General features: G+C 74.5%; 22 protein-coding genes. 7 read left to right on the top strand and 15 right to left on the bottom strand.

Features of this window, described 5'->3' with window-relative positions:
- Positions 1–1,284, bottom strand: a 1,284-nt coding sequence (locus tag QOZ86_RS02340; protein ID WP_284490333.1) for a DUF222 domain-containing protein, incomplete at its 3' end; no start/stop codon positions are given.
- A 222-nt stretch (positions 1,285–1,506) separates the two neighbouring features.
- On the opposite strand from QOZ86_RS02340, the gene QOZ86_RS02335 reads away from it, so the two are divergent.
- Positions 1,507–2,025 carry a Fic family protein gene (locus QOZ86_RS02335; protein ID WP_284490332.1) on the top strand — a complete coding sequence of 173 codons (519 nt, stop codon included), beginning with the start codon at positions 1,507–1,509 and terminating at the stop codon, positions 2,023–2,025.
- A 95-nt stretch (positions 2,026–2,120) separates the two neighbouring features.
- Here QOZ86_RS02335 and QOZ86_RS02330 read toward each other — a convergent pair whose 3' ends face one another.
- From QOZ86_RS02330 to QOZ86_RS02290, 9 genes are all read right to left on the bottom strand, one after another.
- Positions 2,121–3,293, bottom strand: coding sequence for an SRPBCC family protein (locus QOZ86_RS02330; RefSeq protein ID WP_284490331.1), 1,173 nt, complete (start codon positions 3,291–3,293; stop codon positions 2,121–2,123).
- A 156-nt stretch (positions 3,294–3,449) separates the two neighbouring features.
- The gene (locus QOZ86_RS02325) at positions 3,450–4,307 is read right to left on the bottom strand and encodes an FAD binding domain-containing protein (RefSeq protein ID WP_284490330.1); all 858 of its coding nucleotides are present in this window, start codon (positions 4,305–4,307) and stop codon (positions 3,450–3,452) included.
- A complete protein-coding gene (locus QOZ86_RS02320) occupies positions 4,304–6,769 on the bottom strand; it encodes a xanthine dehydrogenase family protein molybdopterin-binding subunit (RefSeq protein WP_284490329.1) in 2,466 nt (821 codons plus the stop codon). The genes QOZ86_RS02325 and QOZ86_RS02320 overlap by 4 nt, the downstream gene beginning before the upstream one ends.
- A complete protein-coding gene (locus QOZ86_RS02315; RefSeq protein ID WP_284490328.1) occupies positions 6,766–7,317 on the bottom strand; it encodes a (2Fe-2S)-binding protein in 552 nt (183 codons plus the stop codon). Before QOZ86_RS02315 ends, QOZ86_RS02320 begins: the two co-directional genes overlap by 4 nt.
- A 276-nt stretch (positions 7,318–7,593) precedes the next feature.
- Positions 7,594–8,841, bottom strand: coding sequence for an MFS transporter (locus QOZ86_RS02310; protein WP_284490327.1), 1,248 nt, complete (start codon positions 8,839–8,841; stop codon positions 7,594–7,596).
- A gap of 192 nt (positions 8,842–9,033) precedes the next feature.
- Positions 9,034–10,341 (bottom strand): sigma-54-dependent transcriptional regulator family protein, encoded by a 1,308-nt coding sequence (locus QOZ86_RS02305; protein ID WP_284490326.1) that lies wholly within the window; start codon positions 10,339–10,341, stop codon positions 9,034–9,036.
- 68 nt (positions 10,342–10,409) lie between these two features.
- Positions 10,410–11,675 carry a multidrug effflux MFS transporter gene (locus tag QOZ86_RS02300; RefSeq protein ID WP_284490325.1) on the bottom strand — a complete coding sequence of 422 codons (1,266 nt, stop codon included), beginning with the start codon at positions 11,673–11,675 and terminating at the stop codon, positions 10,410–10,412.
- A gap of 102 nt (positions 11,676–11,777) precedes the next feature.
- On the bottom strand, positions 11,778–13,187 hold the full coding sequence (mftF, locus tag QOZ86_RS02295) for a mycofactocin biosynthesis glycosyltransferase MftF (RefSeq protein ID WP_284490324.1): 1,410 nt from the start codon (positions 13,185–13,187) through the stop codon (positions 11,778–11,780).
- On the bottom strand, positions 13,184–13,738 hold the full coding sequence (locus tag QOZ86_RS02290) for a cysteine hydrolase family protein (protein ID WP_284490323.1): 555 nt from the start codon (positions 13,736–13,738) through the stop codon (positions 13,184–13,186). Before QOZ86_RS02290 ends, mftF begins: the two co-directional genes overlap by 4 nt.
- Positions 13,739–13,874: 136 nt before the next feature.
- Between QOZ86_RS02290 and QOZ86_RS02285 the strand changes: the two genes are divergently transcribed.
- Positions 13,875–14,876, top strand: coding sequence for an iron-siderophore ABC transporter substrate-binding protein (locus QOZ86_RS02285; RefSeq protein ID WP_284490322.1), 1,002 nt, complete (start codon positions 13,875–13,877; stop codon positions 14,874–14,876).
- Here QOZ86_RS02285 and mftE read toward each other — a convergent pair whose 3' ends face one another.
- Positions 14,877–15,572 (bottom strand): mycofactocin biosynthesis peptidyl-dipeptidase MftE, encoded by a 696-nt coding sequence (gene mftE / locus QOZ86_RS02280; protein ID WP_284490321.1) that lies wholly within the window; start codon positions 15,570–15,572, stop codon positions 14,877–14,879.
- Positions 15,573–15,662: 90 nt separating this feature from the next.
- On the opposite strand from mftE, the gene QOZ86_RS02275 reads away from it, so the two are divergent.
- The gene (locus tag QOZ86_RS02275; protein ID WP_284490320.1) at positions 15,663–16,052 is read left to right on the top strand and encodes a YchJ family protein; all 390 of its coding nucleotides are present in this window, start codon (positions 15,663–15,665) and stop codon (positions 16,050–16,052) included.
- A 38-nt stretch (positions 16,053–16,090) separates the two neighbouring features.
- On the top strand, positions 16,091–16,570 hold the full coding sequence (locus QOZ86_RS02270) for a pyridoxamine 5'-phosphate oxidase family protein (RefSeq protein ID WP_284490319.1): 480 nt from the start codon (positions 16,091–16,093) through the stop codon (positions 16,568–16,570).
- Between the two features lie 9 nt (positions 16,571–16,579).
- Here QOZ86_RS02270 and mftC read toward each other — a convergent pair whose 3' ends face one another.
- Genes mftC through mftA form a run of 3 tightly spaced genes read right to left on the bottom strand, consistent with a single transcriptional unit; the run spans position 16,580 to position 18,260 of the window.
- Positions 16,580–17,806 (bottom strand): mycofactocin radical SAM maturase, encoded by a 1,227-nt coding sequence (mftC, locus tag QOZ86_RS02265; protein ID WP_284490318.1) that lies wholly within the window; start codon positions 17,804–17,806, stop codon positions 16,580–16,582.
- The gene (mftB, locus tag QOZ86_RS02260; protein WP_284490317.1) at positions 17,803–18,120 is read right to left on the bottom strand and encodes a mycofactocin biosynthesis chaperone MftB; all 318 of its coding nucleotides are present in this window, start codon (positions 18,118–18,120) and stop codon (positions 17,803–17,805) included. The genes mftC and mftB overlap by 4 nt, the downstream gene beginning before the upstream one ends.
- 8 nt (positions 18,121–18,128) lie before the next feature.
- Complete coding sequence (gene mftA, locus QOZ86_RS02255; RefSeq protein WP_284490316.1) at positions 18,129–18,260, bottom strand: mycofactocin precursor MftA; 132 nt, start codon at positions 18,258–18,260, stop codon at positions 18,129–18,131.
- 117 nt (positions 18,261–18,377) lie between these two features.
- Here mftA and QOZ86_RS02250 point away from each other — a divergent pair, with 117 nt between their 5' ends.
- Positions 18,378–18,974 carry an acyl-CoA-like ligand-binding transcription factor gene (locus QOZ86_RS02250; protein WP_284490315.1) on the top strand — a complete coding sequence of 199 codons (597 nt, stop codon included), beginning with the start codon at positions 18,378–18,380 and terminating at the stop codon, positions 18,972–18,974.
- A 131-nt stretch (positions 18,975–19,105) separates the two neighbouring features.
- A complete protein-coding gene (gene mftD / locus QOZ86_RS02245) occupies positions 19,106–20,338 on the top strand; it encodes a pre-mycofactocin synthase MftD (protein WP_284490314.1) in 1,233 nt (410 codons plus the stop codon).
- 22 nt (positions 20,339–20,360) lie between these two features.
- On the opposite strand, the gene QOZ86_RS02240 is transcribed toward mftD, so the two are convergent.
- Positions 20,361–21,890: a bifunctional 3-(3-hydroxy-phenyl)propionate/3-hydroxycinnamic acid hydroxylase gene (locus QOZ86_RS02240; RefSeq protein ID WP_284490313.1), complete on the bottom strand. Its 1,530-nt coding sequence runs from the start codon at positions 21,888–21,890 to the stop codon at positions 20,361–20,363.
- Positions 21,891–22,061: 171 nt separating this feature from the next.
- On the opposite strand from QOZ86_RS02240, the gene QOZ86_RS02235 reads away from it, so the two are divergent.
- A complete protein-coding gene (locus tag QOZ86_RS02235) occupies positions 22,062–23,189 on the top strand; it encodes an NDMA-dependent alcohol dehydrogenase (protein ID WP_284490312.1) in 1,128 nt (375 codons plus the stop codon).
- Positions 23,190–23,318 lie beyond the last annotated feature (129 nt).

Raw genomic sequence — 23,318 nt, 5'->3', positions numbered from 1 at the left:
GGTGCGGTCGCGGACCTCCAGGAAGCGGTACTGGGCGGCCGAGGGGCGGTAGCGGTCCACCGCCGCGGGTGGGCCGAGCAGCGGGCAGCCGCATGCGGTGTCGGGGTGGTCGGGGCAGCCCCGTCGGGCCAGGCGCGCCAGCTCGCCGCGGCCGGTGACGGCCAGCAGCGCCCCGGTGGCATCGGTGATGGCGATGTCCAGGCTGCCGCCGGCCGGTGCCTGCAGGCCGCCGGGGCAGGATGCGTCGAGCTGGGCGAGCAGCTCGCGCAGGTGCGCGGCGGTGATCGGCTCTCCGTCGACCTCGCCGACCGGCGCAGGCGCGCCGGGCGGGGTGCCAGGTGCGGTGAAGGCGGCCGGTCTCGGGGCGCCGGAGGCCAGGAACCGGGCGGGGGTGAGCGCGTCGAGCGGGGCGAGCACGGTCAGGTGCGCGGTCACCGCCGGCCGGTCCTGCCAGGGGCGCAGGATCAGGTCTGCGGCGGCGCCGGCCCGCAGCATCCCGATCGGCCGGTCGTCACCGGCGGCCTTGGCGGCGCGGGCGTGGGCGTCGACCGCGTCCCGGCAGGCCCGGGCCTCCGGATGCGGCATCAAGGCGCGCAGCTCGCTCATCCCGTCCCCGACCGGGCGCACGGTCACATCCGCCCCGCGCCGTCGCTGCTCGCGGCGCCGGTCGGCCGCGGCGGCGTCCCGGGCCACCAGCTCGGCGCGCACCGCCTCGCGCAGCCGGCGCACCGACAGCTCGGCGGCACCGGGCAGCACCGCGGCCTCCATCCCGGCGATCACCGCCGGATCGGTCTCCCGCCCGGTGACGGCCACCTCGGCGGCGATCGCCCGGGCACGGGGCCAGTCCAGCCGCCCCAGGCACAGCTCCGCATAGGTGGCCGGCAGCACGGTGGTCAGCACCTCGGCGTGCTCCAGCAGGGTGACCGCCGCCGCCCTACTGCAGTTCTGCACCAACGCCAGCTCATCGGCCACGAACTCACTGACCCCCGCGGCGCCGACCGCACCCGCGCCCTCCCCACCGGGTAACGGGTCCGGCGGCGCCGGGCGGGCCGCGGCCAGGTCCATCACCAGCTCCGCCCGCAACGCCGCCAACTGCGCCTCGGCCACCACGATCTGCTGGAGCAGCGCCGCCGCCTCACCCGCGCTCCGCCGGGCCGGCAACCACGCCGACAACGGCTCGCCCAACCGCGGCAGCGGATCAGGATCGGCCAGCTCCCACTCCGAAGGCACGCCACCGACCGGCATCACGGTCACCCCGACCGCGAACCCGACACCCGACGACATGCCCCGACCATAGGGACGGGGTCTGACACTTTCCGCGCCCGACGAGGACGCCGGCGTCCGGTCAGATCGACCCCGACACATTCACCGGCCACAACAAGCGGCAGTGGGAGCGACAGCGCGACCTGCCCAATTTCATCTACACGAACGGCACAGAGTGGCGGCTCTGGCGGGACGGCGAACCAGTCGTGGCTCCGGTGCACCTCAGCGGAGGTCCGCTGGAGCGTGCGGGCGCTGCGCTCATCGCCCCCCGCGACACTCCCACGACCACCGGGGCCCGAGTTCGACACTCAGGTGAGGGACTGGCTCGACTGGGTCTGTCGCGACCACGGCGAGGAGATCGACCCGGTCGTGGCGGCGGCGATGGGGCACTACCAGTTCGAGACCCTGCATCCATTCAACGACGGCAACGGCCGCATCGGGCGGTTGTCCGTCGTCCTGCAACTGCTCCAGGCGGGCGTGCTCACTGAACCCAGCCTGACGGTGTCTCCGTGGTTCGAGGCACGCCGAGCCGACTACTACGACCGCCTGTACGCCGTGAGCGCCAACGGTGACTGGAACTCCTGGGTCCACTTCTTCGCGAGCGGGCTCGCAGCAGCCGCGACGTCCACCGCGACACAGCTGGAGGACCTCCTCACCCTCGTGGACTTCTCGCTGGCGCGACCGATCTTCACCGTTCGTCAGGTCGAACGCCGGTTGGGCGTCGGCTACGTGCGCCGAACAAGCTCGTTGCACAGCTCGTAGGGGCCGGAGCGCTGGCCCAGTACGACGAGAGCACCTACGACCGTAGGTTCGCTGCCCCTGACGTCCTCGCCGTGCTGCTCCGTCGACCCGGTGGGTCAGCGGCGGCGGCGCCGCCGCACGATCAGCGAGATGACCAGGACCACCGCGGCCACGCCCGCGGCCGGCGCGGCGTAGCGGGACAGCGCGGCGCCGCCGGCGACCTCGAGCAGGTCGATCGGCTCGGGCTCGGCCGGCTTCGGCTTCGGCGCGCCCGACGACGGCCCACCCGCCGACGGGCCGGTGCCCGGCACGCTGCGCAGCGGGGCGCCCGTGGCGGGCCGGTTCGGCGGGGCGGTGGGGCCCTTCGGCGGCGTGCTCGGCGCCTTCCCGGCGGGTGCGGTGTCGCGGGCAGCGGGAGGCGTGTCGGCGTGCTCCGCCTTGGCCGCGGTCACCTTCGCCGCGGTCTCCTTGGCCGGGGTCTCGGTGGTCGCCGACTCCTTGCCTGCGGCACCCTTGCCGGCCGTCGCCTTCTTGGCCGGCGTGGCCTTGGCTGCGGTCGCCTTCGCCGCGGTCGCCTTCGCCGGGGTCCCGGTGGTCGCCGACTCCTGCCCCGCGGCCGCGGTTCGATCCCGGTCGGCGCCGGAGACCTTGTCCGTGGCCGACGCGGCTGCCTTCTTGGTGGCGGCCGCCGCCTTCTTGACGGTCCTGCCCGTCGTGCTGTCGCCCGCGGCCTGCTCGGCCGACGCGGCGATCTCCTCGACCGCACCCGTGGCCGTCGCCGCCGCCTTCGCCGCCGGGCCGGCCTCCGCCGCGGCGGAGGCCCGGTCGGCGTCGCCCTGCGCGTCGCCCTCGCCGAGCTGGGCGGCGAGCTTGTCGGCGAACTGGCCGAGCAGCTTGTTCCCGACGTCGGTCATCACGCCCCGGCCGAACTGCGCCGGCCGGCCGGTGATGTTCAGGTCCGTGTGGACGTCGACCCGCGTGACCGCCCCCTCGGCCTCGAGCTGCGCGGTCACCGTCGCGGCCGCCGTCCCGTTGCCCCGCTGGTCCTTGCCCCGCGCGTCGATGACCGCCCGGTGCGCCGCCTCGTCCTTCTCGATGAACGACGCCTTGCCCTGGTAGGTCAGGTTGATCGGGCCGAGCTTCACCTTGACCCGGCCGGTGAAGTCGTCGCCGTCGACGGAATCCAGCGCCGCACCGGGCATGCACGGCGCGATCCGCTCGATGTCGAGCAGCACCCGCCAGGCCTCGTCGACGGGCACCGGGACGGTGAACGAGTTCTCCAGCTGCACTGCAGGACCTCCGAGGACGGCGGTGCGGGACGGGCGGTACCGGGTGCGGCCCCGTCCAGGGCACCGCCCCGAGCTTCGTGACGTACTGGAACGGCCCCCGTGCAGGGATCCAGCACGAGCCTGCGAGTGCTGGGGGCACGGGGGTCCTTCGTCAAGCTACAGCCCGGCGGCGGTGCTCACCGCGCGGCGCGTCAGGACCGTGGCCAGGTGCTGCCGGTAGTCGGCCTGCGCGTTGAGGTCGCTGCTGGGTTCGGTGCCCTCGGCGGCGTGCGCGGCAGCCGCCGCGACGGCCTCGGGGGTCGCCTCCGCGCCGGCCAGCGCCTCCTCGACCTGCCGGGCGCGCAACGGCGTCGGGCCCATGTTGGTCAGCCCGATCCGCGCCTCGGCGATCCGCCCGTCCTCGCGGCGGACCGCGGCGGCCACCGCGACGATCGACCAGGCCTGGGCGACCCGGTTGAACTTCGCGTAGTGCATGCCCCAGGACCCGGCGAGCTTGGGCAGCCGGACCTCGACGAGCAGCTCCCCCTCCTGCACCGCCGTCGTCAGGTAGTCGACGAAGAACTCCGACGCCCCGATCGTGCGCCGGCCCTCCGGGCCGGCGATGACGAAGTCGGCGTCCAGGGCCAGCGCCACCGCAGGCAGGTCACCGGCAGGGTCGGCGTGCACCAGCGCGCCGCCGAACGTGCCGCGGTGGCGCACCTGGCGGTCGGCCACCGTCGCGGTCGCCTCGGCGACCAGGGGCGCGTACTGCCGGATCAACGGATCGGCGAGAACGTCGGAGTGCGTGGTCATCGCGCCGACGACGATCGCGTCATCCTCTTCCCGCACGCCCCGCAGCTCCGCGACCCGGCCGAGGTCGACGACGGTCTCCGGCGCGGCCAGCCGCAGCCGCATCACCGGGATCAGCGACTGCCCGCCGGCCAGGACCTTCACGTCCTCGCCCCCCTCGGCGAGGGCCTGCAGCACCTCGTCGACAGTGGTGGGTCGGGCGTACTCGAACGGCGCGGGGATCACCGGGCACCTCCGGTCGTGGACGGGGCGTCCGAGGAGTCGACGGCCTGGGCGTTGGTGCGGGCGCTGGCGCGATCCCCGCCGTCCCCTCCGGCATGGATGGCGCGCCAGACGCGTTCGGGCGTCAGCGGCATGCGGATGTCGCTGACCCCGAGGTGCCGGACGGCGTCCAGGGCGGCGTTCACCACCGCCGGGGTCGAGGCGATGCAGCCGGCCTCGCCCACCCCCTTGGCGCCGATCGGGTTGCCCGGCGCGGTGTGCACGGTGTTGCCCGTGTCGAAGTGCGGCAGGTCGGAGGCCGCCGGCACCAGGTAGTCAACGAAGGTGCCGGTGGTGAGGTTGCCGTCGGCGTCGTAGACGGCCTCCTCGTAGAGCGCCTGCGCGATGCCCTGGGCCAGGCCGCCGTGCACCTGCCCCTCGACGATCAGCGGGTTCACGATCGTGCCGACGTCGTCGACGCAGGCGTACTTGCGGATCTTGACGAACCCGGTCTCGGTGTCGACCTCCATCGCGCACAGGTGCGTGCCGTGCGGGAAGGAGAAGTTCTCCGGGTCGAACGTCGCCTCGGCGTCGATCGATGGCTCGATGCCCTCCGGGTAGTTGTGCGCGGCGAAGATCGCCAGCGCGATCTCCTGGATGCCCAGGGAGGCCCCCGGCGTCCCCCGCACGGAGAACTTCCCGTCCGCGAAGTCGAGGTCGTCCTCGCTCGCCTCGAGCAGGTGGGCGGCGATCCTCCGCGCCTTGGCGATCACCTTGTCCGCCGCCTTGACCACCGCCGACCCGCCGACGACCAGCGACCGGGAGCCGTAGGTGTCCAGCCCACGCGAGGAGATGGCGGTGTCGCCGTGCAGCACCTCGACGTCCTCGAACGGGACGCCGAGGGAGTCGGCGACCAGCTGGCTCCACGCCGTCTCGTGACCCTGGCCGTGCGGCGTCGAGCCGGTCACGACCTCCACCTTGCCGGTGGGCAGCATCCGGATGGAGGCGTGCTCCCAGCCGCCGGCACCGAAGGAGAGCGAGCCGAGCACCCGCGAAGGGGCCAGACCGCACATCTCGGTGAAGGTGGAGATGCCGATGCCCAGCTGGACGGGGTCGTTCGACTCCCGCCGGCGGCGCTGCTCCTCGCGCAGCTCGTCGTAGCCGAGCAGCTCCAGCGCCTGCTGGGTCGCCGTCTCGTAGTCGCCGCTGTCGTACTGCAGCCCGGCGACCGTGGTGAACGGGAACTCCTCGGCCCGGATCCAGTTCTTCCGCCGCAGCTCGAGCGGGTCCATGCCCAGCTCGGCGGCGAGCTCGTCCATGATCCGCTCGATCGCGAACGTCGCCTCCGGGCGGCCGGCACCGCGGTAGGCGTCGGTCGGCACCTTGTTGGTGAAGATGCCGTCGCACTCGAACCGGTAGGCCGGGAACTTGTAGATGCCGTTGAACATGAACGCGCCGAGCACCGGGACACCCGGAGTGACCAGCCGCAGGTAGGCGCCCATGTCGGCCAGCAACCGGACCTTGAGACCCGTGACGTTGCCCTCGCGGTCGGCGGCGATGTCGATGAACTGGATCTGGTCGCGGCCGTGGTGGGCGGTCATCAGTGACTCGCTGCGCGTCTCCGTCCACTTGACCGGCTTGCCGAGCCGGCGGGCGACCAGGAGGCTGAGCACCTCCTCCGGCGTGGGCGTGATCTTGCCGCCGAACCCGCCGCCGACGTCGGGCGCGATGACCCGCAGCTTGTGCTCGGGCACGCCGGTCACCATCGCCAGCATCACGCGCAGGATGTGCGGGATCTGGGTGGCCGACCACATCGTGTAGTTGTCGCCCTGGGGCTGGACGACGACCGAGCGCGGCTCCATGAACGCCGGGATCAGCCGCTGCTGGACGAACCGGCGGCTGACGACGACGTCGGCGTCGGCGAACGCCTGCTCGGTGTCCGCCCCGGTGCCGGCCTCGCCGGCGTCGAAGACGAAGTGGTAGCTGGTGTTGGACTCGAGGTGGTCGTGGACGAGGTCGGCGCCGTCCTGCACCGCCTGCTCCATGTCGAGCACCACGGGCAACGGCTCGTAGTCGACGTCGGCGAGCTCGACCGCGTCCTGGGCGGCGGCCTTGCTGCGCGCGACGATCACCGCGACCGCCTCGCCGACGTGGTTGACCTGGTCGACGGCGATCGACGGGTGACCGGGGTTGACCATGTCCGGCGTCACCGGCCAGGCGCACGGCAGCGAGCCCTGCTCCTCGGCCAGGTCGCGGCCGGTGAGGACGGCGACGACGCCGGGCGCCTCCTGGGCCGCCGAGACGTCGACGTGCGCGATCCGGGCGTGCGCGACCGGGCTGCGGACGACGGCCAGGTGCAGCATGCCCGGCAGCACCATGTTGTCGGTCCAGGTCGTGCGGCCGGTGATCAGCCGGGCGTCCTCCTTGCGGCGGCGCGCCTTGCCGATCTCCTTCTCCGTCCCGGTCCGCTCCTCGACCGCGGTCATGCCTGCCCCACCACGTGCGGAGCGGCGGCGGTGTCCACCTCGGCCGGCGCGACGTGCCCGTTGGCGGATGGGCCGGAGCCATTGCCGCGCATGTCGGCGGCGGCGTGCCGCACGGCCCGGACGATGTTCTGGTAGCCGGTGCAGCGGCAGAGGTTGCCCTCGATGCCTTCGCGCACCTCGTCGTCACTGGGGTCGGGGTTCTCCCCCAGCAGGTCGATCGACGCCATGATCATGCCGGGGGTGCAGTAGCCGCACTGGAGCCCGTGCATCTCGTGGAATGCCTTCTGGACCGGGTGCAGTTCCCCGCCCTGGCCCACCCCCTCGATGGTGGTCACCTCCGCGCCGTCGGCCTGGACGGCGAAGACGGTGCAGCTCTTCACGGCCTCGCCGTCCACGTGCACGGTGCACGCGCCGCAGTTGCTCGTGTCGCAGCCGACGACCGTGCCGACCTTGCCGAGCTGCTCGCGCAGGTAGTGCACCAGCAGGGTCCGGGGCTCGACGTCGTCGTCGTACGACGCCCCGTCCACCCGCACGCTGATCCGGGTCATCAGTCCTCCGCTTCGTTGCAGGGGCCCCTCGTTGCAGGGGAACTGCGCCCACGGCCGACCGTGGACCCGGTGCGGAGTCTGACCCGAAAGGAGTGACTTAGGCCACGCTAACCTCGATGAACCGGCTGCTCAGCGTCGGATCTCGCGGTACAGGCGCGCCTGGCGACGTTGCAATCCCGTTGCAGCGAGATGCTGCGGAGCCGCGCCACGTCCGCGCGGCCAGTGCGCGCTCAGCGTGGTCATGCGGCGGCGGGAACCACGATCAGCACGCAGTGATCACACCCGGACGAGTCCGTCGGTGGCAACGACACCCGTGACCTCGGCGCGGAGCTCCCTGCGCCGCAGGACGGCGGAGATCGCGAGCGGGATCAGTCCGGCGGCCGCCAGCCCGGCGCCGACGGCACTGGGCGCCCGGTAGCCGAGGCCCGCGGCGATGACCAGCCCGCCGACCCAGGCGCCGAGGGCATTCGCCAGGTTGAGGGCCGAGTGGTTGAGCGCGGCCCCGAGCATCTGGGCCTCCCCCGCGGTCTCCATCAACCGCAGCTGCAGCAGGATCGCCAGGGTCGAGCCGCTGACCGAGACCAGGAAGACCCCGACCACCAGGCCGGGCACCCAGGACGCCACCACGGCGACTGCGGCGAGCAGCGCCATCAGCGCAACCAGCGCGCCGATCAACGAGCGGAACAGCGACCAGTCGCCCAGCCGCCCGGCCAGCGCCGTTCCGATGACCCCGCCGATCCCGTAGACCAGCAGGACCACGGGCAGGGCGCCCCGGGAGAGCTCCGCGACATCCGTGACGACCGGGGCGATGTAGCTGTACAGCGCGAACATGCCGCCGAAGCCGACGACGCCGACCGCCAGGGTGAGCAGCACCTGCGGCCGGCGTAGCGCACCCAGCTCGCCGCGGACCGTGGCGTCGGGCCGCCCCGGCGACGACGGGACGACGACCAGCACGGCCGCCACGGTGGCCGCGGCCAGGACGACGACCAGCCAGTACGCCGAGCGCCAGCCGGCCGCCTGCCCCAGCCACGTCGCGGCGGGGACACCGGCGACCAGCGCAACGGCCAGCCCGAGCATCACCGAGCTGACCGCGCGACCACGGAGCCGAGGCGCGACCAGCGAAGCGGCGACCAGCGAGGCCACGCCGAAGTAGGCGCCGTGCGGCAGACCGGCGAGGAACCGGGCACCCAGCAGCGTCGGGTACCCGGGCGCCAGCGCGGTGAGCACGTTGCCGACCAGGAAGGCCCCCATCAGGCCGACCAGCAGCGCACGCCGGGGCAGGCGGGCGCCCATCGCCGCGATCACCGGGGCGCCGACCACGACCCCGAGGGCATAGGCGGAGATGACGTGGCCGGCCGAGGGGATGTCGACTCCCACGCCCTCGGCGATGTCCGGCAGCACCCCCATGGTCACGAACTCGGTGGTGCCGATCGCGAACCCGCCGAGCGCCAGGGCCACGATGGCCACCACGACCCGGGCCGGGCTGAGGGGCGGGACGTCGGTCGTGGGGGGCAGCGCACTCACGGGACTGCCAAGAGCCCGTGGCGGACGGGCATTCCCGCCGACGGTGCGTCACCCGTCCGATCAGCGCGGGCAGGCAGCGTTGCATGCACCGAGATACGCATGAGCGCGGTGATACGGGCCGCGACAACCGCATCCATGCGCATATCGACGGTTCAGCGAGCGGCAACCGACCGGCGGGGTCGGCGGAGCCGGTCACCTGAGGTGGCCGGCGCCTCCGCGCAGCCGCTGCAGGTGCGCGGCGGCCGCCGCCCGGCGCGTCGAGCCCACCGGCAGCGTCTCCAGCAGCGCGTGCCACACCCCGGCGTCCCCCTGCGCACCCGGCAGCTGCGCGTAGCGCAGCAGGTGCTCGGGACGGCGGCCGGAGAGCACGGCGCGGCGCAGCTGCGCGGCGAGCCGGTCGCGTGCCAGCACCACCCCGGGCGCGAACGAGCCGGGCAGGACCGGCCCGCGGTAGCGCTCCAGCGCCGGTCCGACCTCACCGCGCGCGACCAGCCGGCGGACGAGTTCGGCGTCGGTGCCCAGCCGGCCGACCAGCCGGTACGGGCGGGAACCGAGCAGGTCGGCCCCGACCAGCCGGCGCAACCGGGAGAGCTCCGCGCGCACCGTGACCGTCGCAGCCGCGCCGGCGTGGCACTCCGCGGCCAGCTCCGCCGCGGTGCGGCCCCGCCCGGTGGCGCCGGCCTCGGCGAGCAGGAACAGCAGCTCCGAGTGGCGCACCGAGAGCTCCAGCGGGCCGCCGGGCAGGGAGAGCCGGGCCCGGTCGTGCCCCAGCACGTCCAGCCGCGCGAGAGCGCGGGCCGGCGACGCGCCGGCCGGCCGCTCCCGGTGCAGCCAGCGCAGCTCGGCCTCGACGGCGGCGACCGTGGCCCGCACCAGCGTGAGGACGTGCGGGCCGGCCACGGAGTCGCCCCCGGTGACGTCGATCGCACCGAGCAGCGCGCCGGTGACCGGGTCGTGCACCGGCGCGGCCGAGCAGCTCCAGGGCTGCACCTGGCGGCGGAAGTGCTCGCTGCCGTAGACCTGCACCGCGGAGTCGACGGCCAGCGCGGTGCCGGGCGCGTTCGTGCCCGCCACGTCCTCCGACCACCGGGCGCCCTCGACGAAGTTCATCCCCTCGGCGCGGGCGCGCAGCTGCCGGTCACCCTCCACCCACAGCATCCGCCCCCCGGCGTCGGTGACGGCGACGATCATCCGGCCCGCCTCGGCGTCCTGGACCAGCAGCCGGCGGATCACCGGCAGCACCGGGGCCAGCGGGTGCGCCGCGCGGTAGGCGAGCAGATCTGCGTCGAGCAGCTCCACCGGCGGCAGCCCGCCCTCGGGGTCCACCCCGCTGCCCAGGGAGCGGCGCCAGGACTCCACGACCACGCTGCGGACGGCGCCGTCGGCGGGCAGGTCGCTGGTGGTGACCAGGCGCTCGTGCGCCGCGCGCAGCCGTCGGGTGCGCGCGGCGGTGGGCGCGCCGTCCGGCAGCGCCAGCCAGGGGTTGACGGCGGTGGTCACCGGCCGGTCCGCGGAAGGGAGCTCATGTCCCCGCCATCGTGGCCGGTGGCGCGGCTTTCCACCAGAGATCAGCCGGCCGGCACCTCGTCGGCGGCCGGCAGCTGCCACGGCCGGACGACGGTGACCAGCACGACGATCGCCAGGGCCAGCGCGGTGACGACCACCAGGCCGATCGCGACGGCGTCGTTGCCGAGCAGCCCGACGACCGGCGAGACCAGGGCGCCGACGCCGAACTGGATGGCGCCCAGCAGCGCCGCGGCGCTGCCGGCGGCGTCGCCGTGCCGCGAGAGCGCCAGCGCGGGAGCGTTGGGAAGGGCCAGTCCGCAGGCGAACAGCACCGCCCACAGCGCGCCGGTGACGGCGACCAGGCCGCCGGTGCCGGTGCCCGCCAGCGCCACGAGCGCGGCGCCGGCCAGCGCGCCGATCACCGTGCCCGCCACGAGCAGCTGCTGGGGTGACCAGCGGCGGAGCAGCAGCGGGTTGAGCTGGGTGGCCGCGATCAGCCAGAAGGCGCCGGCACCGAACAGCAACCCGAACTGCTGCTCGTCGAGCCCGAACTGGCCCTGGTAGACGAAGGAGGAGCCCGACACGTAGCTGAACAGGCCGGCCATCGTCAGCCCCGCCACCAGGACCAGCCCCACGTAGGTGCGGTCGTGCAGGAGCCGGCCGTAGGTGCGCAGCGTGCCGCGCACGCCGCTGCTCCCCCGCCGCTCCGGCGGAAGGGTCTCCGGCAGCGTCTGCCACCCGACGGCCACCATTGCCGAGCCGTACGCGGCGAGCAGGACGAAGACGCCGCGCCAGTCGGTGAACCGCAGGATCTCCCCACCGATCGTCGGCGCGAGCACCGGCGCGGCGCCGAGCACGAGGAACAACCGGGAGAGCATCGTGGCCGCGGCCCGGCCGACGTACAGGTCGCGCACGACCGCGAGGGCGATCACCGACCCCGCGGCGGCGCCCACCCCCTGCAGCAGGCGCAGCGAGCCGAGGACGGCGATGTTCGGCGCGACCAGCACGAGCAGGGACGCCAGCACGTGCAGCGCGGTGCCGGCCAGCAGCGGCCGCCGGCGGCCGAACGCGTCGGACAGCGGGCCGATGACCAGCTGGCCGAGCGCGAGCCCGATCAGGGTGCCGGTCAGCGTGAGCTGCACCGTGGCCGAGGTGGTCAGCAGGTCGTCGGCGATGCGGGGCAGCGCCGGCAGGTACATGTCGATCGTCAGCGGGCCGAGGGCGACGAAGGCGCCCAGCGTCAGCGCGATCCGTGCGGCCCCGGGACGCGCGACGGCAGCGGCCGGAGCGACCGCGGGCGCGTCGGCGCGGTCGTGGAGGGCGGTCATGTGCTGGTCCTCGTCGAGCTGGGGAAGGAGCGGAACCGGTGGGGACCGCAGTACGGAGGCGACAAGCGCGCAGCCGCCCCGGGCATTCCGGACGACGGCGCCTCAGCGCGGTGGGCGGACCGGCAGGAGTGCCCGCAGGTCGCGGGCGCGCAGCGCACCGGCCCACAACCCGACCCCGTACGCCAGGTCGTCCAGCCGCCGCGCGAGGACGGAACGGACCGGTCCGACCACTGCCCGGTGCGGCCACCAGGCCAGCAGCCCGTCGGCCAGGGCCACGGCGAGCAGCCGGGAACGGGCCCGCCGGGAGACGACCGCCGCCGCGACCGCCACCGGCCAGTGGTGCCGGGTCGCCGACCGGGCCAGCCCCCGGCCCGCCGCCGCCATCCCGCGCACCGCCAGCGCCGCGGCGAGGCCGACCGGGGTCCGCTCCCCCGGCCTGGCCAGCCGGCGCGCCAGGCGGCCGGTGATGACCACGACGACGCCGCACGCGGCCCACCGCCCCCGGCGGCCGCCCGCCAGGAGCAGCGCCCACGCCGCGGCGGCCTCCGGTGCGATGACCAGCGGGGAGACCGCAGCCCCGTGCCGGGTGGCCAGCAGCGCGGCCCCGGTGCCGTAGAACGCGCGCCGGCCCAGCCACCGGGCCGTGCGCGCCGGGTGCTCGTGCGCCACCGCGGCGGCCGGCTCGTACCGCACCCGCCAACCCGCGCCGGCGAGCCGCCAGACGAGGTCGACGTCCTCCGCCACCCGCATGTCCTCGTCGAACCCCGCCCCCAGGGCGGAGCGACGCACCAGCAGCGCCGCGCTGGGCAGGTAGGACAGCCGGGACAGGGGACGGACCGCCGCCGGGGCGGTGCCCATGTCCAGGGCGCCTGCGACGTCCTCGTACGGGCTGGTCCAGCCGCGGGCGGCGCCGGCCAGCGGCACGATCCGCGGGCCGACGGCGGCGAGGCGGGGATCGGCCAGGTGCGGGCGCAGCCGGGCGAGCCAGCCGGGGAGCGGCACGCAGTCGGAGTCGAGGAAGGCGACGAGTCCGGTGCCGGCCGCGGCGAGACCGGCGTTGCGCGCGGCGGCGGGCCCGCGCGCGGTCGCGTGCCGCAGCACCCGGACGCCGTCGGGGGCGGTCACCGGCTCGGCCGAGCCGTCGTCGACCACGACGACCGGCAACGCGGCCGTTCCCGGATCGGCCCGCAGCGCCGCCAGCAGCCGGGCCAGCCCGTCCGGGCGGTCCTTGACCGGGACGACGACGGTGACGTCGCCCGTGCGCGGGTCCGGCGGCAGATCAGGGTGCGCGAGCCCCGCGTCCAGCAGCCGGCCGGCCAGCGCAGCGCTCGTCGCGTCGCGGGCCACGAGCCGCTCCCCGCGCAACAGGCCGGCCGCGCGCGGCGCAAGCCGCAGCAGCCGCAGCGGTGAGCCCCCGAGCAGGGTCGCGCCGGCGTCGCGGCGACGGACGCGCGGGTCCAGCCGGACGGCGAACCCGTCGGGCAGCCGGCCGGCCGGCGCCGCCGGGATCACCTGCCCGCCAGGACCTCGTCGGTGGTCGCAAACGTCACCAGCGGGGCGTACCCGCCCATCACCTGGAGCGCCCTCTCGTGCTCCTCGTCGCCGGCGCCCGCGCAGGCGTCGGTGACCACGCGCACGTGCACGCCGGCGTCCGCGGCCGGCAGCACGGTGGAGATGACGCAGCAGTCGGTGGCCACCCCGGCCACGGTGATCGGTCCCTCGCCGACGAGGCCGGCGAGCTGCGGACCCCACTTGCCGAAGGTGGTGGCGTCCACGACAGGATGCTCGCGCGGGTCCTCGACCAGCTGGTAGCACCGCGCGTCCGGGGGCTGCAGCGCGAAGTCGTACTGCTCGTAGTACTCCTTCCACGCACCGACGGGCTCGGCGGGCGCCAGGAAGCGGGTCCACACCACCCGGTCGCCGAACGCCTCGACCAGCCGGCGGATCCGCGGGCGGACCTCCTCGAACCGCGGCGCCGTCCAGGGCGAGTCCTCGTCGCCGAAGATCTGCTGCAGGTCGACGACGACCAGCCAGCCCTCCTGCTCTGCGGCGCCAGCGCCCATCGGCTCGCTCCCGTGCTCCCGTAGCGGTCGGACCGGTGGCCCCGGTCCCGGCAGACCCTAGCGGCGACGCCCGGCAGACCCGCGCCGTGCGCCTCTGTGATTAGGTGAGCCTTACCTGATCTACCGAGGAGTTCCCATGCTGTTCCGTCCTGCCCTCCGCGGCGCCGCCACCGTCGCGGCCGCCGCCCTCGCCGTCACCGGCTGCGCCTCGGCCGACGAACCCGCCGACTCCAGTGGCGAGACGACCGGGAACTCGTGGTCCTCGGCGTTCCCGGTGACGGTGGAGACCGCCTTCGGCGACGTCACCGTCGAGGAGGAGCCGACCCGGGTCGTGGCGCTCGGCTGGTCCGACGCCGAGACCGCCCTCGCACTCGGCGTCGAGCCGGTCGGCGCCAGCGACTGGCTCGGCGTCGGCGGCGACGACGGCCTCGGCGACTGGGTCGAGCAGGGGTACGACGAGGCGCCGGAGCTCATCGAAACCCTCGAGCCCAGCTACGAGGCGATCGCCGCGTTGGAGCCCGACCTCATCCTCGACACCCGCTCGGCCGGCACCGAGGAGCGCTACGAGCTGCTCAGCGCGATCGCCCCGACCATCGGCCAGCCCGAGGGCGTCGGGCCGTACCAGACGACCTGGCAGCAGCAGCTGGAGATGGTCGGCCAGGCGCTCGGCAAGACCGACGAGGCCGACGAACTGGCCGCCGAGGTCGAGCAGGCCTTCGCCGACGCCGCGGCCGAGCACCCGGAGTTCGACGGCACCGAGGTCGCCGTCGGCGCCTACACCTCCGAGGGCTTCGGCGCCTACGTCAGCGGGGACTCACGGGTCCAGTTCATGGAGCAGCTCGGCTTCGAGAACAAGCAGGCCATCGAGGACCTCGCCACCGAGAACTTCTTCATCCCGGTGAGCGAGGAGCAGCTGGACCTCCTCGACGCCGAGCTGACCGTGGTCTTCCCGATCTTCGTGGAGGCCGCCGAGTTCACCGGCAACCCGCTGTGGCAGGCGCTCCCGTCGGTGCAGGAGGGTCGCGCCGTCGTCCTCGACGACCTCACGGTGCTGAACGCCTTCTCCAGCGCCTCGGCACCCGGACTGCTGTACGCCATCGACCGGACCGTGCCGCAGTTCGCCGACGCGCTCGGCTGATCAGCCGCGCAGCCGCCCGGCCCCGTCGACGTCCCAGGTGCGGACGGCGGCGGCCAGCCGGGCGGTCAGCGCCCCCAGCAGGCCGGCTCCCTCGTCGGCGCTCGCGCCGGCCGGATCGCCGAGCACCCCGTTCGGGCTGACCGCCCGCACCCCGTCGGCCCGCAGCCGCGGCAGCAGCTCCCCGATCGGCGCGGTCTCGCCGGGCACGGCCCGGTCGCGGCGGACCGCACGCGGTTCCACGTGCAACATCAGCGACGTCTCCGTGCGCCCGGCGTGCGCGTCGGCGCCGGAGAACCCGCAGGGGAACCAGGCCACATCACGCCCCTCCGACCGCAGCCGCGGCACCGCCCCACGGAGCGCCTCGAGGTTGCCGCCGTGGCCGTTGACGATCAGCAACCGCCCCGCCCAGCGGCAGGCCGAGCGCCCGTACTCCACGAGCAGGCCGGCCAGCGCCTCCGTGCCGAGCGACACGGTGCCGGGGAAGTCCTCGTGCTCACCGCTGGCCCCGTACGCCAGCGCGGGAGCCAGCACGGCGTCGTCCACCAGCTCCACCGCCGCCTCGGCGGAAGCCGTGGCGATCACGGTGTCGGTGCCGAGCGGCAGGTGCGGACCGTGCTGCTCGACCGCGCCCAGGGGGACGACGAGCAACGGCCGGTCGGGCAGCTCCGGCCACGCGGCGCCGGCCAGGGAGGGCATCGCCGCAGCGTAGTAAGAGGACCGCCTGCCCCCCACCACTCGCAGGCTCGCGGCGGGACCCTGCAGGGGGCCACGGGCAGACTCGGCGGCATGACCCCTGCGACTCCCCCGCGTCGCTGCCCCTGCGGAACCGGCCTCCCCTACGACGAGTGCTGCCGACCCCGGCACGACGGATCGTCCCCGGCGGCGACCGCCGAGCAGCTCATGCGGTCGCGCTACAGCGCCTTCGCCGCCGGCGACGCCGGCTACCTGCTGGCCACCTGGCACTCCACCACCCGGCCACCGTCCGTGGAGCTCGATCCGGCGGTGCGCTGGACGGCACTCGACGTGCTCCGCACCGCCGGGGGCGGCTTGCTCGACCGCGAGGGCACGGTGGAGTTCCGGGCGCACTGGCAGGCGGGCGGGACGTCCGGCGACCAGCACGAGGCCAGCCGGTTCGTCCGGGAGGACGGCGCCTGGCGGTACCTCGACGCGCGGTGAGGTGTGTCGGGAACGTCCGCGACGGGCACCGGACGGCCATGAGCGCAGAGGACACCCGCAAGGTCGCCGAGCTGATCGAGGGGGAACGCTTCGGCTTCCTCACCACCATCGCCCCCGGTGGGAAGCTGACCAGCCGGCCGATGACGCTGCAGGAGGTCGAGTTCGACGGCGACCTGTGGTTCTTCGCCGAGCGCGGCTCGCACCCCGTGACGCACGTGACGGCGACCCCGCAGGTCAACGTGGGCATCGGCTCGGGCGGTACCTGGGTGTCGCTGACCGGTCAGGCCCGCGTGGTCGACGACCTGGCGAAGAAGAAGGAGCTGTGGAACGGCGGCGTCGAGGCGTGGTTCCCGAACGGCGCCGAGGACCCCGACGTCGTGCTGATCAAGGTGGAGGGCGACTCAGCGGAGTACTGGGACAGCCCCGGCGGCCGCCTGGCCACCGCGTTCAGCTTCGTCAAGGCCAAGGCGACCGGCGAGCGGATCGACGCCGGCGACAACGCCAAGGTCGACCTGTAGGCGGCCGGCTCAGCGCAGGTCGAGGCCGGCCAGCGGGGACTCGTCGCAGGCCTTCGCAGGCGGCAGTGCCGGCATGCCCAGCAGCGTGGGCTGCCCGCGCACCGGGCCGGTGTGCGAGTGGTCGACGTGGCTGCGCGGGGCGATCAGCTCGAGGTCGCGGGCGGCGAGCGCCGTCTCCCCGTAGCCCTGCACGCACTCGGGGTCCGGACCGTCCAGCGGCAGGCCGGTGAAGAACTTCGCCGCCATGCACCCGCCCCGGCAGGCGTCGAAGTGCGCGCACTTCGTGCAGGCGCCGCCGGTCTGCGGGCTGCGCAGGTCGGCGAACAGCTCCGAGGACTGCCACACCCGCTGGAAACCGCCCTCGTCGCGCACGTTGCCGGCCAGGAAGTTCTCGTGGATGGCGAACGGGCAGGCGTAGACGTCGCCCACCGGGTCGATCAGGCAGACCACCCGCCCGGCGCCGCACAGGTTCAGCCCCGGCAGCGCCTCGCCGAACGCCGAGAGGTGGAAGAAGGAGTCGCCGGTGAGGACGTCGTCCCCGTTGGCGAGCAGCCAGGTGTAGAGCTCGCGCTGCTGGGCCTGCGTCGGGTGCAGCTGGTCCCAGACGTCGGCCCCGCGGCCGGACGGGCGCAGCCGGGTGATGCGCAGCTGGGCGCCGAAGGAGTCGGTGAGCGCCTTGAACTGGTCCAGCTGGCCGGCGTTCTCCCGGGTGACGACGACGGAGACCTTGAAGTCCTCCATCCCGGCCTCGGCCAGGTTCTCCAGCGCGCGGGTAGCGGTGGCGAACGAGCCGGCGCCACGGACCCGGTCGTTGACCTCCGCGGTGGCGCCGTCCAGGGAGATCTGCACGTCGACGTAGTCGGTGGCCGCCAGCTGCGCCGCCCGCCTCTTGTCCAGCTTCACGCCGTTGGTGGAGAACTTGACGCCGACGTCGTGGCCGATGGCGTAGTCGAGCAGGTGCCAGAAGTCCGGCCGGACGGTGGGCTCGCCGCCGCCGACGTTGACGTAGAAGACCTGCATCCGCTGCAGCTCGTCGATCACCGCCTCCGCCTCGGCGGTGGAGAGCTCCCGCGGGTCGCGCCGTCCCGAGGAGGACAGGCAGTGCACGCACGCCAGGTTGCAGGCGTAGGTGAGCTCCCAGGTGAGGCAGATCGGGGCGTCCAGGCCGTACTCGAACTGGTCGATCAGCCGGCCGCCGGTGGGACGGGCGGGTCGCTCGGGCAGGACTGCTGTCACGGGGTGTCCCGCCTTTCGATCATCTGCGAGCGGGCGAGGTCGGCCAGCGCCTTCACGTAGGCACCGCGCTGGGCGTCGGGGACGCCGCAGGCGGTCAGCGTCGCCTCCGCGCTGGGGTGCTCGCCCAGCGCCTCGACGACGGCGACCAGCGTCTTCGACTTGAGGAAGGACAGCTTCCGGTTGCCGAAGTGGTAGACGAGCGCGCCGAACGGCTCCGGGCGCAGCGCGACGGAACGGGCCCGCCGCCAGCGGAGCTCGGCGTCGAACGCGGGTGCCGCCTGGACGGCCGGACCGGCTCCGTTCGTCGACGGCACGGCGTCGATCAGTACACCCCGCACATGCCGTCGATCGAGACCTCCTCGACGAGCGACTCCTCGACGAGTGCCTCGTCGGTGGCGGGCGCCTCGGGGGCGACCGGGAGGACGGCGCTGTCGGTCTGGGTGGGCTCGGGCATGAAGGCCTCCGTGAACGCGGTCACATGGACCAGCCGGACGTTAGTGACACCGGGTGTCAGGAGCAACACCGGGTCCGGGCGAGTCGGAAGGCACGGGCCGCCGGGCAGAATGCGCCCGTGACCGAGACGAGGACGGCGCCGGCCGCCGGTCCGCCCGGACGGGCCCGGGTGGAGCGGGCGGCGCTCGACCTGTTCCGGACCCGCGGGTTCGTGAACGTCACCAGCGACGAGGTCGCCGACTCCGCGGGCATCAGCCGGCGGACGTTCTTCCGCTACTTCCCCACCAAGGCCGATGCCGTCTGGGGCGACTTCACCACGCACGTCGCCCGGCTCGAGGAGCTGCTCTCCGCCGCCGACCCCGCCCAGCCGGTGCTGACCTCGGTGTGCGCCGCCTACGTGGACGTCAACGACTACCCCGACGGCGAGCTGCCGCTCCTGCGCGAGCGCATGCGGCTGATCCTCACCGAGCCGGCGCTCCTGGCACACAGCCAGGTGCGCTTCGCCGAGATCGACCGGGTGGTCGCCGAGCACGTCGCGGCCCGGACCGGCGGCTCCCCCACCGGCCTGCTGCCCCGGCTCGTCGCCGCCGGCACGCGCGCCGCTGCCACGACCGCGTTCGAGACCTGGCTGGGCGAGGAGGGCACACCGCTCACCGAGCACCTGCACCTGGCGTTCGCCGAGCTGTCCGGGGGGTTTCCCAGCCTGCGGCGCTGACCCGTCCGGGTGCTCGCGCGACGCTCTTGTGGCGGAGGTCTCCATCCGGACCGCTAGCCTGGCACTGAGTGCCACCGGTCGTCGGGACCGGTCCAGCGCCCGGGAACGCCCGGGCCATCGAGGAGGTCCGCATGGCCAACGCGTGGTTCGAGTCCGTCGCCGAGGCCCAGCGCCGGGCCAAGAAGCGGCTGCCCAAGGGCGTCTACGGGGCGCTGGTCGCCGGCTCCGAGCGGGGCCTGACCCTGGAGGACAACCTCGCCGCCTTCGCGGAGGTCGGCTTCTCCCCGCACACCGCCGGCCTGGCCAACGAGCGGAACATGGCCGTGACCGTCATGGGCCAGCCGATGTCCATGCCGATCCTGATCAGCCCGACCGGAGTGCAGGCGGTCCACCCCGACGGCGAGGTCGCCGTCGCCCGCGCGGCCGCCGCCCGCGGCGTGGCGATGGGGCTGTCGTCGTTCGCCAGCAAGCCCGTCGAGGAGGTCGTCGCGGCCAACCCGCAGACGTTCTTCCAGATGTACTGGGTCGGCACCCGCGAGGAGATGCTCGGCCGCATGGAGCGGGCGAAGCGGGCCGGCGCCGTCGGCCTGATCGCCACGCTCGACTGGTCGTTCGCCTACGGCCGCGACTGGGGCAGCCCGTTCATCCCGGAGAAGATCGACTTCCAGGCCGCCCGGAAGTACGCGCCGCAGGTGCTGGTCAAGCCCCGCTGGCTGCTGGACTTCGCGCGGACCGGTCAGATCCCCGACCTCACCGTGCCCAACATGGTGGCCGCACCGGGCGACCCGGCGCCCACGTTCTTCGGCGCCTACGGCATGTGGATGCAGTCGCCCATGCCCACCTGGGAGGACGTCGCCTGGCTGCGCGCGCAGTGGGACGGACCGTTCCTGCTCAAGGGCGTCATGCGGGTCGACGACGCCAAGCGCGCCGTCGACGCGGGCGCCACCGCGATCTCGGTGTCCAACCACGGCGGGAACAACCTCGACGGCACGCCCGCCTCGATCCGCGCCCTGCCGGCGGTCGCCGACGCGGTGGGCGACCAGATCGAGGTGCTGCTGGACGGCGGCGTCCGCCGGGGCGGCGACGTCGCCAAGGCCCTCGCCCTGGGCGCCAAGGCCGTGCTGATCGGCCGGGCCTACCTGTGGGGCCTCGCGGCCAACGGCCAGGCCGGCGTGGAGAACGTGCTGGACCTGCTCCGCGACGGGCTGGGCTCGGCCATGGTGGGCCTCGGCCGCCCGGACGTCGCCGACCTGTGCCGCGACGACCTCGTCGTCCCCCCGGGTTTCGAGCGGGCCCTCGGGGACACCGCCGTGGAGAACGCGCTCCTCGCCACCTCCCCCGCCCGGCGGCGCCGCGAGGCCTGACCCCGCGGGCAGGGCCCGAGGATCACCACTGACTCGTCTCCGGGCCAGCCGGAGAGGCCCGTTCCGTCCCCGGTGCACCCGTCCGGGTGCACCGGATCGGGCCGCGGCGGGGATCGGCCGCCCGCACCCGGGCGGACCGGACGATGCGGTCGGGGCGGATCCGCACGGCCGTGGCCGGGCCCAGCCAGCGGCGCAGCGTGCCGCCCGCGTCCTCGACCCGGACCGCCGTGCCGTCCGCGCGGCGCACCACCAGGTCCGCGGTCAGCTCCGCCTCCCCCTCGCCCAGCACCTCGTCCAGCCGGCACCACCGGCCGTCGACCAGCACCTCCGGCTGCGGCACCAGCGTGCCGGCCAGCCGCCGCCCGGCCCGGCCGCGGCGGTCCACCAGCGGCCCGCGGCGCAGGGCCGGCGTGCGGCTGCCGGTGGCCAGCCGGGCCACCGCCGGTACCCGGCGGACCGCGGCCAGCACGGCCCGGCGGGCGACGGCACCACTGCGCCCACCGCCGGTCATGAGCGCGCCCAGTAGCAGCGCCACCCGGATCAGCGCCCGCGCGTGCGGCTCCCGCTCGGCCTGGTAGGTGTCCAGCAGCTCGTCGGGCACCTCCCCGCGGAGGACGGCGGCCAGCTTCCAGACCAGCTGGTGCACGTCGCGCAGTCCGAGCCCCAGCCCCTGACCGACGAACGGCGGTGTGAGGTGCGCCGCGTCCCCGGCCAACAGCACCCGCCCGTCCCGCCACCGGTCGGCCACCTCCGCCCGGAACGTGTACTCCACGGTCCGCACGACCTCGACGTCGGCCGCGCGCGCGACCGGCGCCAGCAGCGACACCAGCCGCTCCGGGTCGGCCGGCTCCCCCGGCGCCAGCCGGAACTCCCAGCGGTACCGGTCGCCGGTCACCGGCATGAACGTCGCCGCACGGCGGGGATCGCAGACCTGGTGCACCCCCGGCCAGACCGGCAGCGGCTCCGGTGACCGGGCGTCCACGACCAGCCAGCGGTCCGCCGGGCCGAGCACGCGCATGCGGGCCCCGATCAGCTCCCGGACGGTGCTGTTGGCGCCGTCGCAACCGAGCACGGCGGCCGCGCGGACGGACCGGTCCGCACCGGAGCCCCGGTCGACGGCCGCGACGGCCACCCCGTCCCGGTCCTGCTCCAGCCCGGTCACCTCGACGCCCCGGTGCAGCGCGATGCCCGGCGTGGCCGCCACCGCGCCGGCGAGCACGTCCTCCAGGTCGGGCTGGTGCACGAACGAGCCCTGCGGCCAGCCGTTCGTGCCGGCGCCGGGCGCCCGCCGGAACTCGGCCAGTACCCGGTGAGCACCGTCGAGGAGCCGGAGACCCGCCATCGGGCGGCACATTTCCGCCAGCCCTTCGGCGACACCGGCGGCCTGCAGCACCCGGAAGACCTCGTCGTCCAGGTGCACCGCCCGCGGCAGGCCGTAGGGCACCAGGTGCCGCTCGAACACGACGACCCGCAACCCCCGCCCGGCGAGCAGCAGCGCCGCGGTCAGCCCCACCGGGCCGGCGCCCACCACGACCACCGGCTCGTCGGACATGCGCGGAGTCTCCACGACGCGGCCGCGCCGCCGTGCAGCACGTTGCAGCCGGCCCGGCCCTCCCTTGACGTGCCCGCCCTGGCTCCGCAGGCTGTGCCGCGGTGCACACGCCGCAGCGGCGTGTGGCTCGAGCACCCGCGGGCACGCGGGCCGACGGAAGGAACATCCCGGGTGAAGACCAAGGGCGCGATCCTGTGGGGCGTGGGCGAGGACTGGTCGGTCGAGGAGATCGAGCTGGGTGATCCGCGGGAGGGCGAGGTCCAGGTGCAGCTCGCCGCCTCGGGGCTGTGCCACAGCGACGAGCACCTGGTCACCGGCGGGACCCCGGTCGCCTCCTACCCGGTGATCGGCGGCCACGAGGGCGCCGGGATCGTCACCAAGGTGGGGCCGGGGGTGACCGGGCTCAAGGAGGGCGACCACGTCGTCACCGCGTTCATCCCCGCGTGCGGGGTCTGCCCGCCGTGCTCGCGCGGGCAGCAGAACCTGTGCGACCTCGGCGCGAACCTGCTGGCGGGCACGTCGATCTCCGACGGCACCTACCGGGTGCAGGCCCGCGGCAAGGACGTCATCCCGATGTGCCTGCTCGGCACGTTCTCCCCGTACATGACCGTGCACCAGGCATCGGTGGTCAAGATCGAGCCGGACATCCCGCTGGACATCGCCGCGCTCGTCGGCTGCGGCGTCACCACCGGCTGGGGCTCGGCCACGAAGGTCGCCGACGTCCGCCCCGGCGAGAACGTCGTGGTCATGGGCGTCGGCGGTGTCGGCATGAACGCCGTGCAGGGCGCGGCCGCGGCCGGCGCCAAGCGGGTCATGGTCATCGAGCCGGTGGCCCAGAAGCGCGAGTGGGCCATGGACATGGGCGCCACGCACACCTTCGCCGACATCGAGGAGGCGACCCCGGCGATCAACGAGCTCACCTGGGGCCGCATGGCGGAGAAGACGATCATCACCGTCGGCGACATCCAGGGCGAGGACGTCGCCGCCGCGCTCAGCGTCACCGGCAAGGGCGGTCGCGCCGTCGTCACCGGCATGGGCAACGCGCTGAACATCGACGTCAAGCTCAGCCTCTTCGAGCTGACCCTGCTGCAGAAGGACCTCCAGGGCGCCATCTTCGGCGGTCTGGCCCCGCGCAACGCCATCCCCGAGCTGCTCTCGCTCTACCAGGAGGGGCAGCTGAAGCTCGACGAGCTGGTGACCACCCGGTACTCCCTGGAGGAGATCAACCAGGGCTACCAGGACATGCGCGACGGCAAGAACATCCGCGGGATGATCGTCTACACCGACGCGGATCGCTGACAGCACCGTCGTCCTCCGGACGGCACCGCAGCCGGGAGCCGTCCCCGAGGTGCGTGGAGCTGTTGCCCACCCACCTCGGGGAGGCCTCCGGCCCCCCGCTCGGCGGGCGACATCCAGCTCAGGGAAGCC

This window comes from Blastococcus capsensis (assembly GCF_030165005.1).
Lineage (GTDB): Bacteria > Actinomycetota > Actinomycetes > Mycobacteriales > Geodermatophilaceae > Blastococcus > Blastococcus capsensis.
The sequence above is the reverse complement of the archived record's forward strand: the minus strand, read 5'-3'. Positions and strand labels throughout refer to the sequence as shown.

Coding starts and splice junctions, on each gene's coding strand:
- QOZ86_RS02320 (WP_284490329.1), bottom strand. CDS start 6,769: ATGACCGCGGTCGAGGAGCGGACCGGGACGGAGAAGGAGATCGGCAAG.
- QOZ86_RS02315 (WP_284490328.1), bottom strand. CDS start 7,317: ATGACCCGGATCAGCGTGCGGGTGGACGGGGCGTCGTACGACGACGAC.
- QOZ86_RS02300 (WP_284490325.1), bottom strand. CDS start 11,675: ATGACCGCCCTCCACGACCGCGCCGACGCGCCCGCGGTCGCTCCGGCC.
- QOZ86_RS02290 (WP_284490323.1), bottom strand. CDS start 13,738: ATGGGCGCTGGCGCCGCAGAGCAGGAGGGCTGGCTGGTCGTCGTCGAC.
- QOZ86_RS02285 (WP_284490322.1), top strand. CDS start 13,875: ATGCTGTTCCGTCCTGCCCTCCGCGGCGCCGCCACCGTCGCGGCCGCC.
- mftE (WP_284490321.1), bottom strand. CDS start 15,572: ATGCCCTCCCTGGCCGGCGCCGCGTGGCCGGAGCTGCCCGACCGGCCG.
- QOZ86_RS02275 (WP_284490320.1), top strand. CDS start 15,663: ATGACCCCTGCGACTCCCCCGCGTCGCTGCCCCTGCGGAACCGGCCTC.
- QOZ86_RS02270 (WP_284490319.1), top strand. CDS start 16,091: ATGAGCGCAGAGGACACCCGCAAGGTCGCCGAGCTGATCGAGGGGGAA.
- mftA (WP_284490316.1), bottom strand. CDS start 18,260: ATGCCCGAGCCCACCCAGACCGACAGCGCCGTCCTCCCGGTCGCCCCC.
- mftD (WP_284490314.1), top strand. CDS start 19,106: ATGGCCAACGCGTGGTTCGAGTCCGTCGCCGAGGCCCAGCGCCGGGCC.
- QOZ86_RS02240 (WP_284490313.1), bottom strand. CDS start 21,890: ATGTCCGACGAGCCGGTGGTCGTGGTGGGCGCCGGCCCGGTGGGGCTG.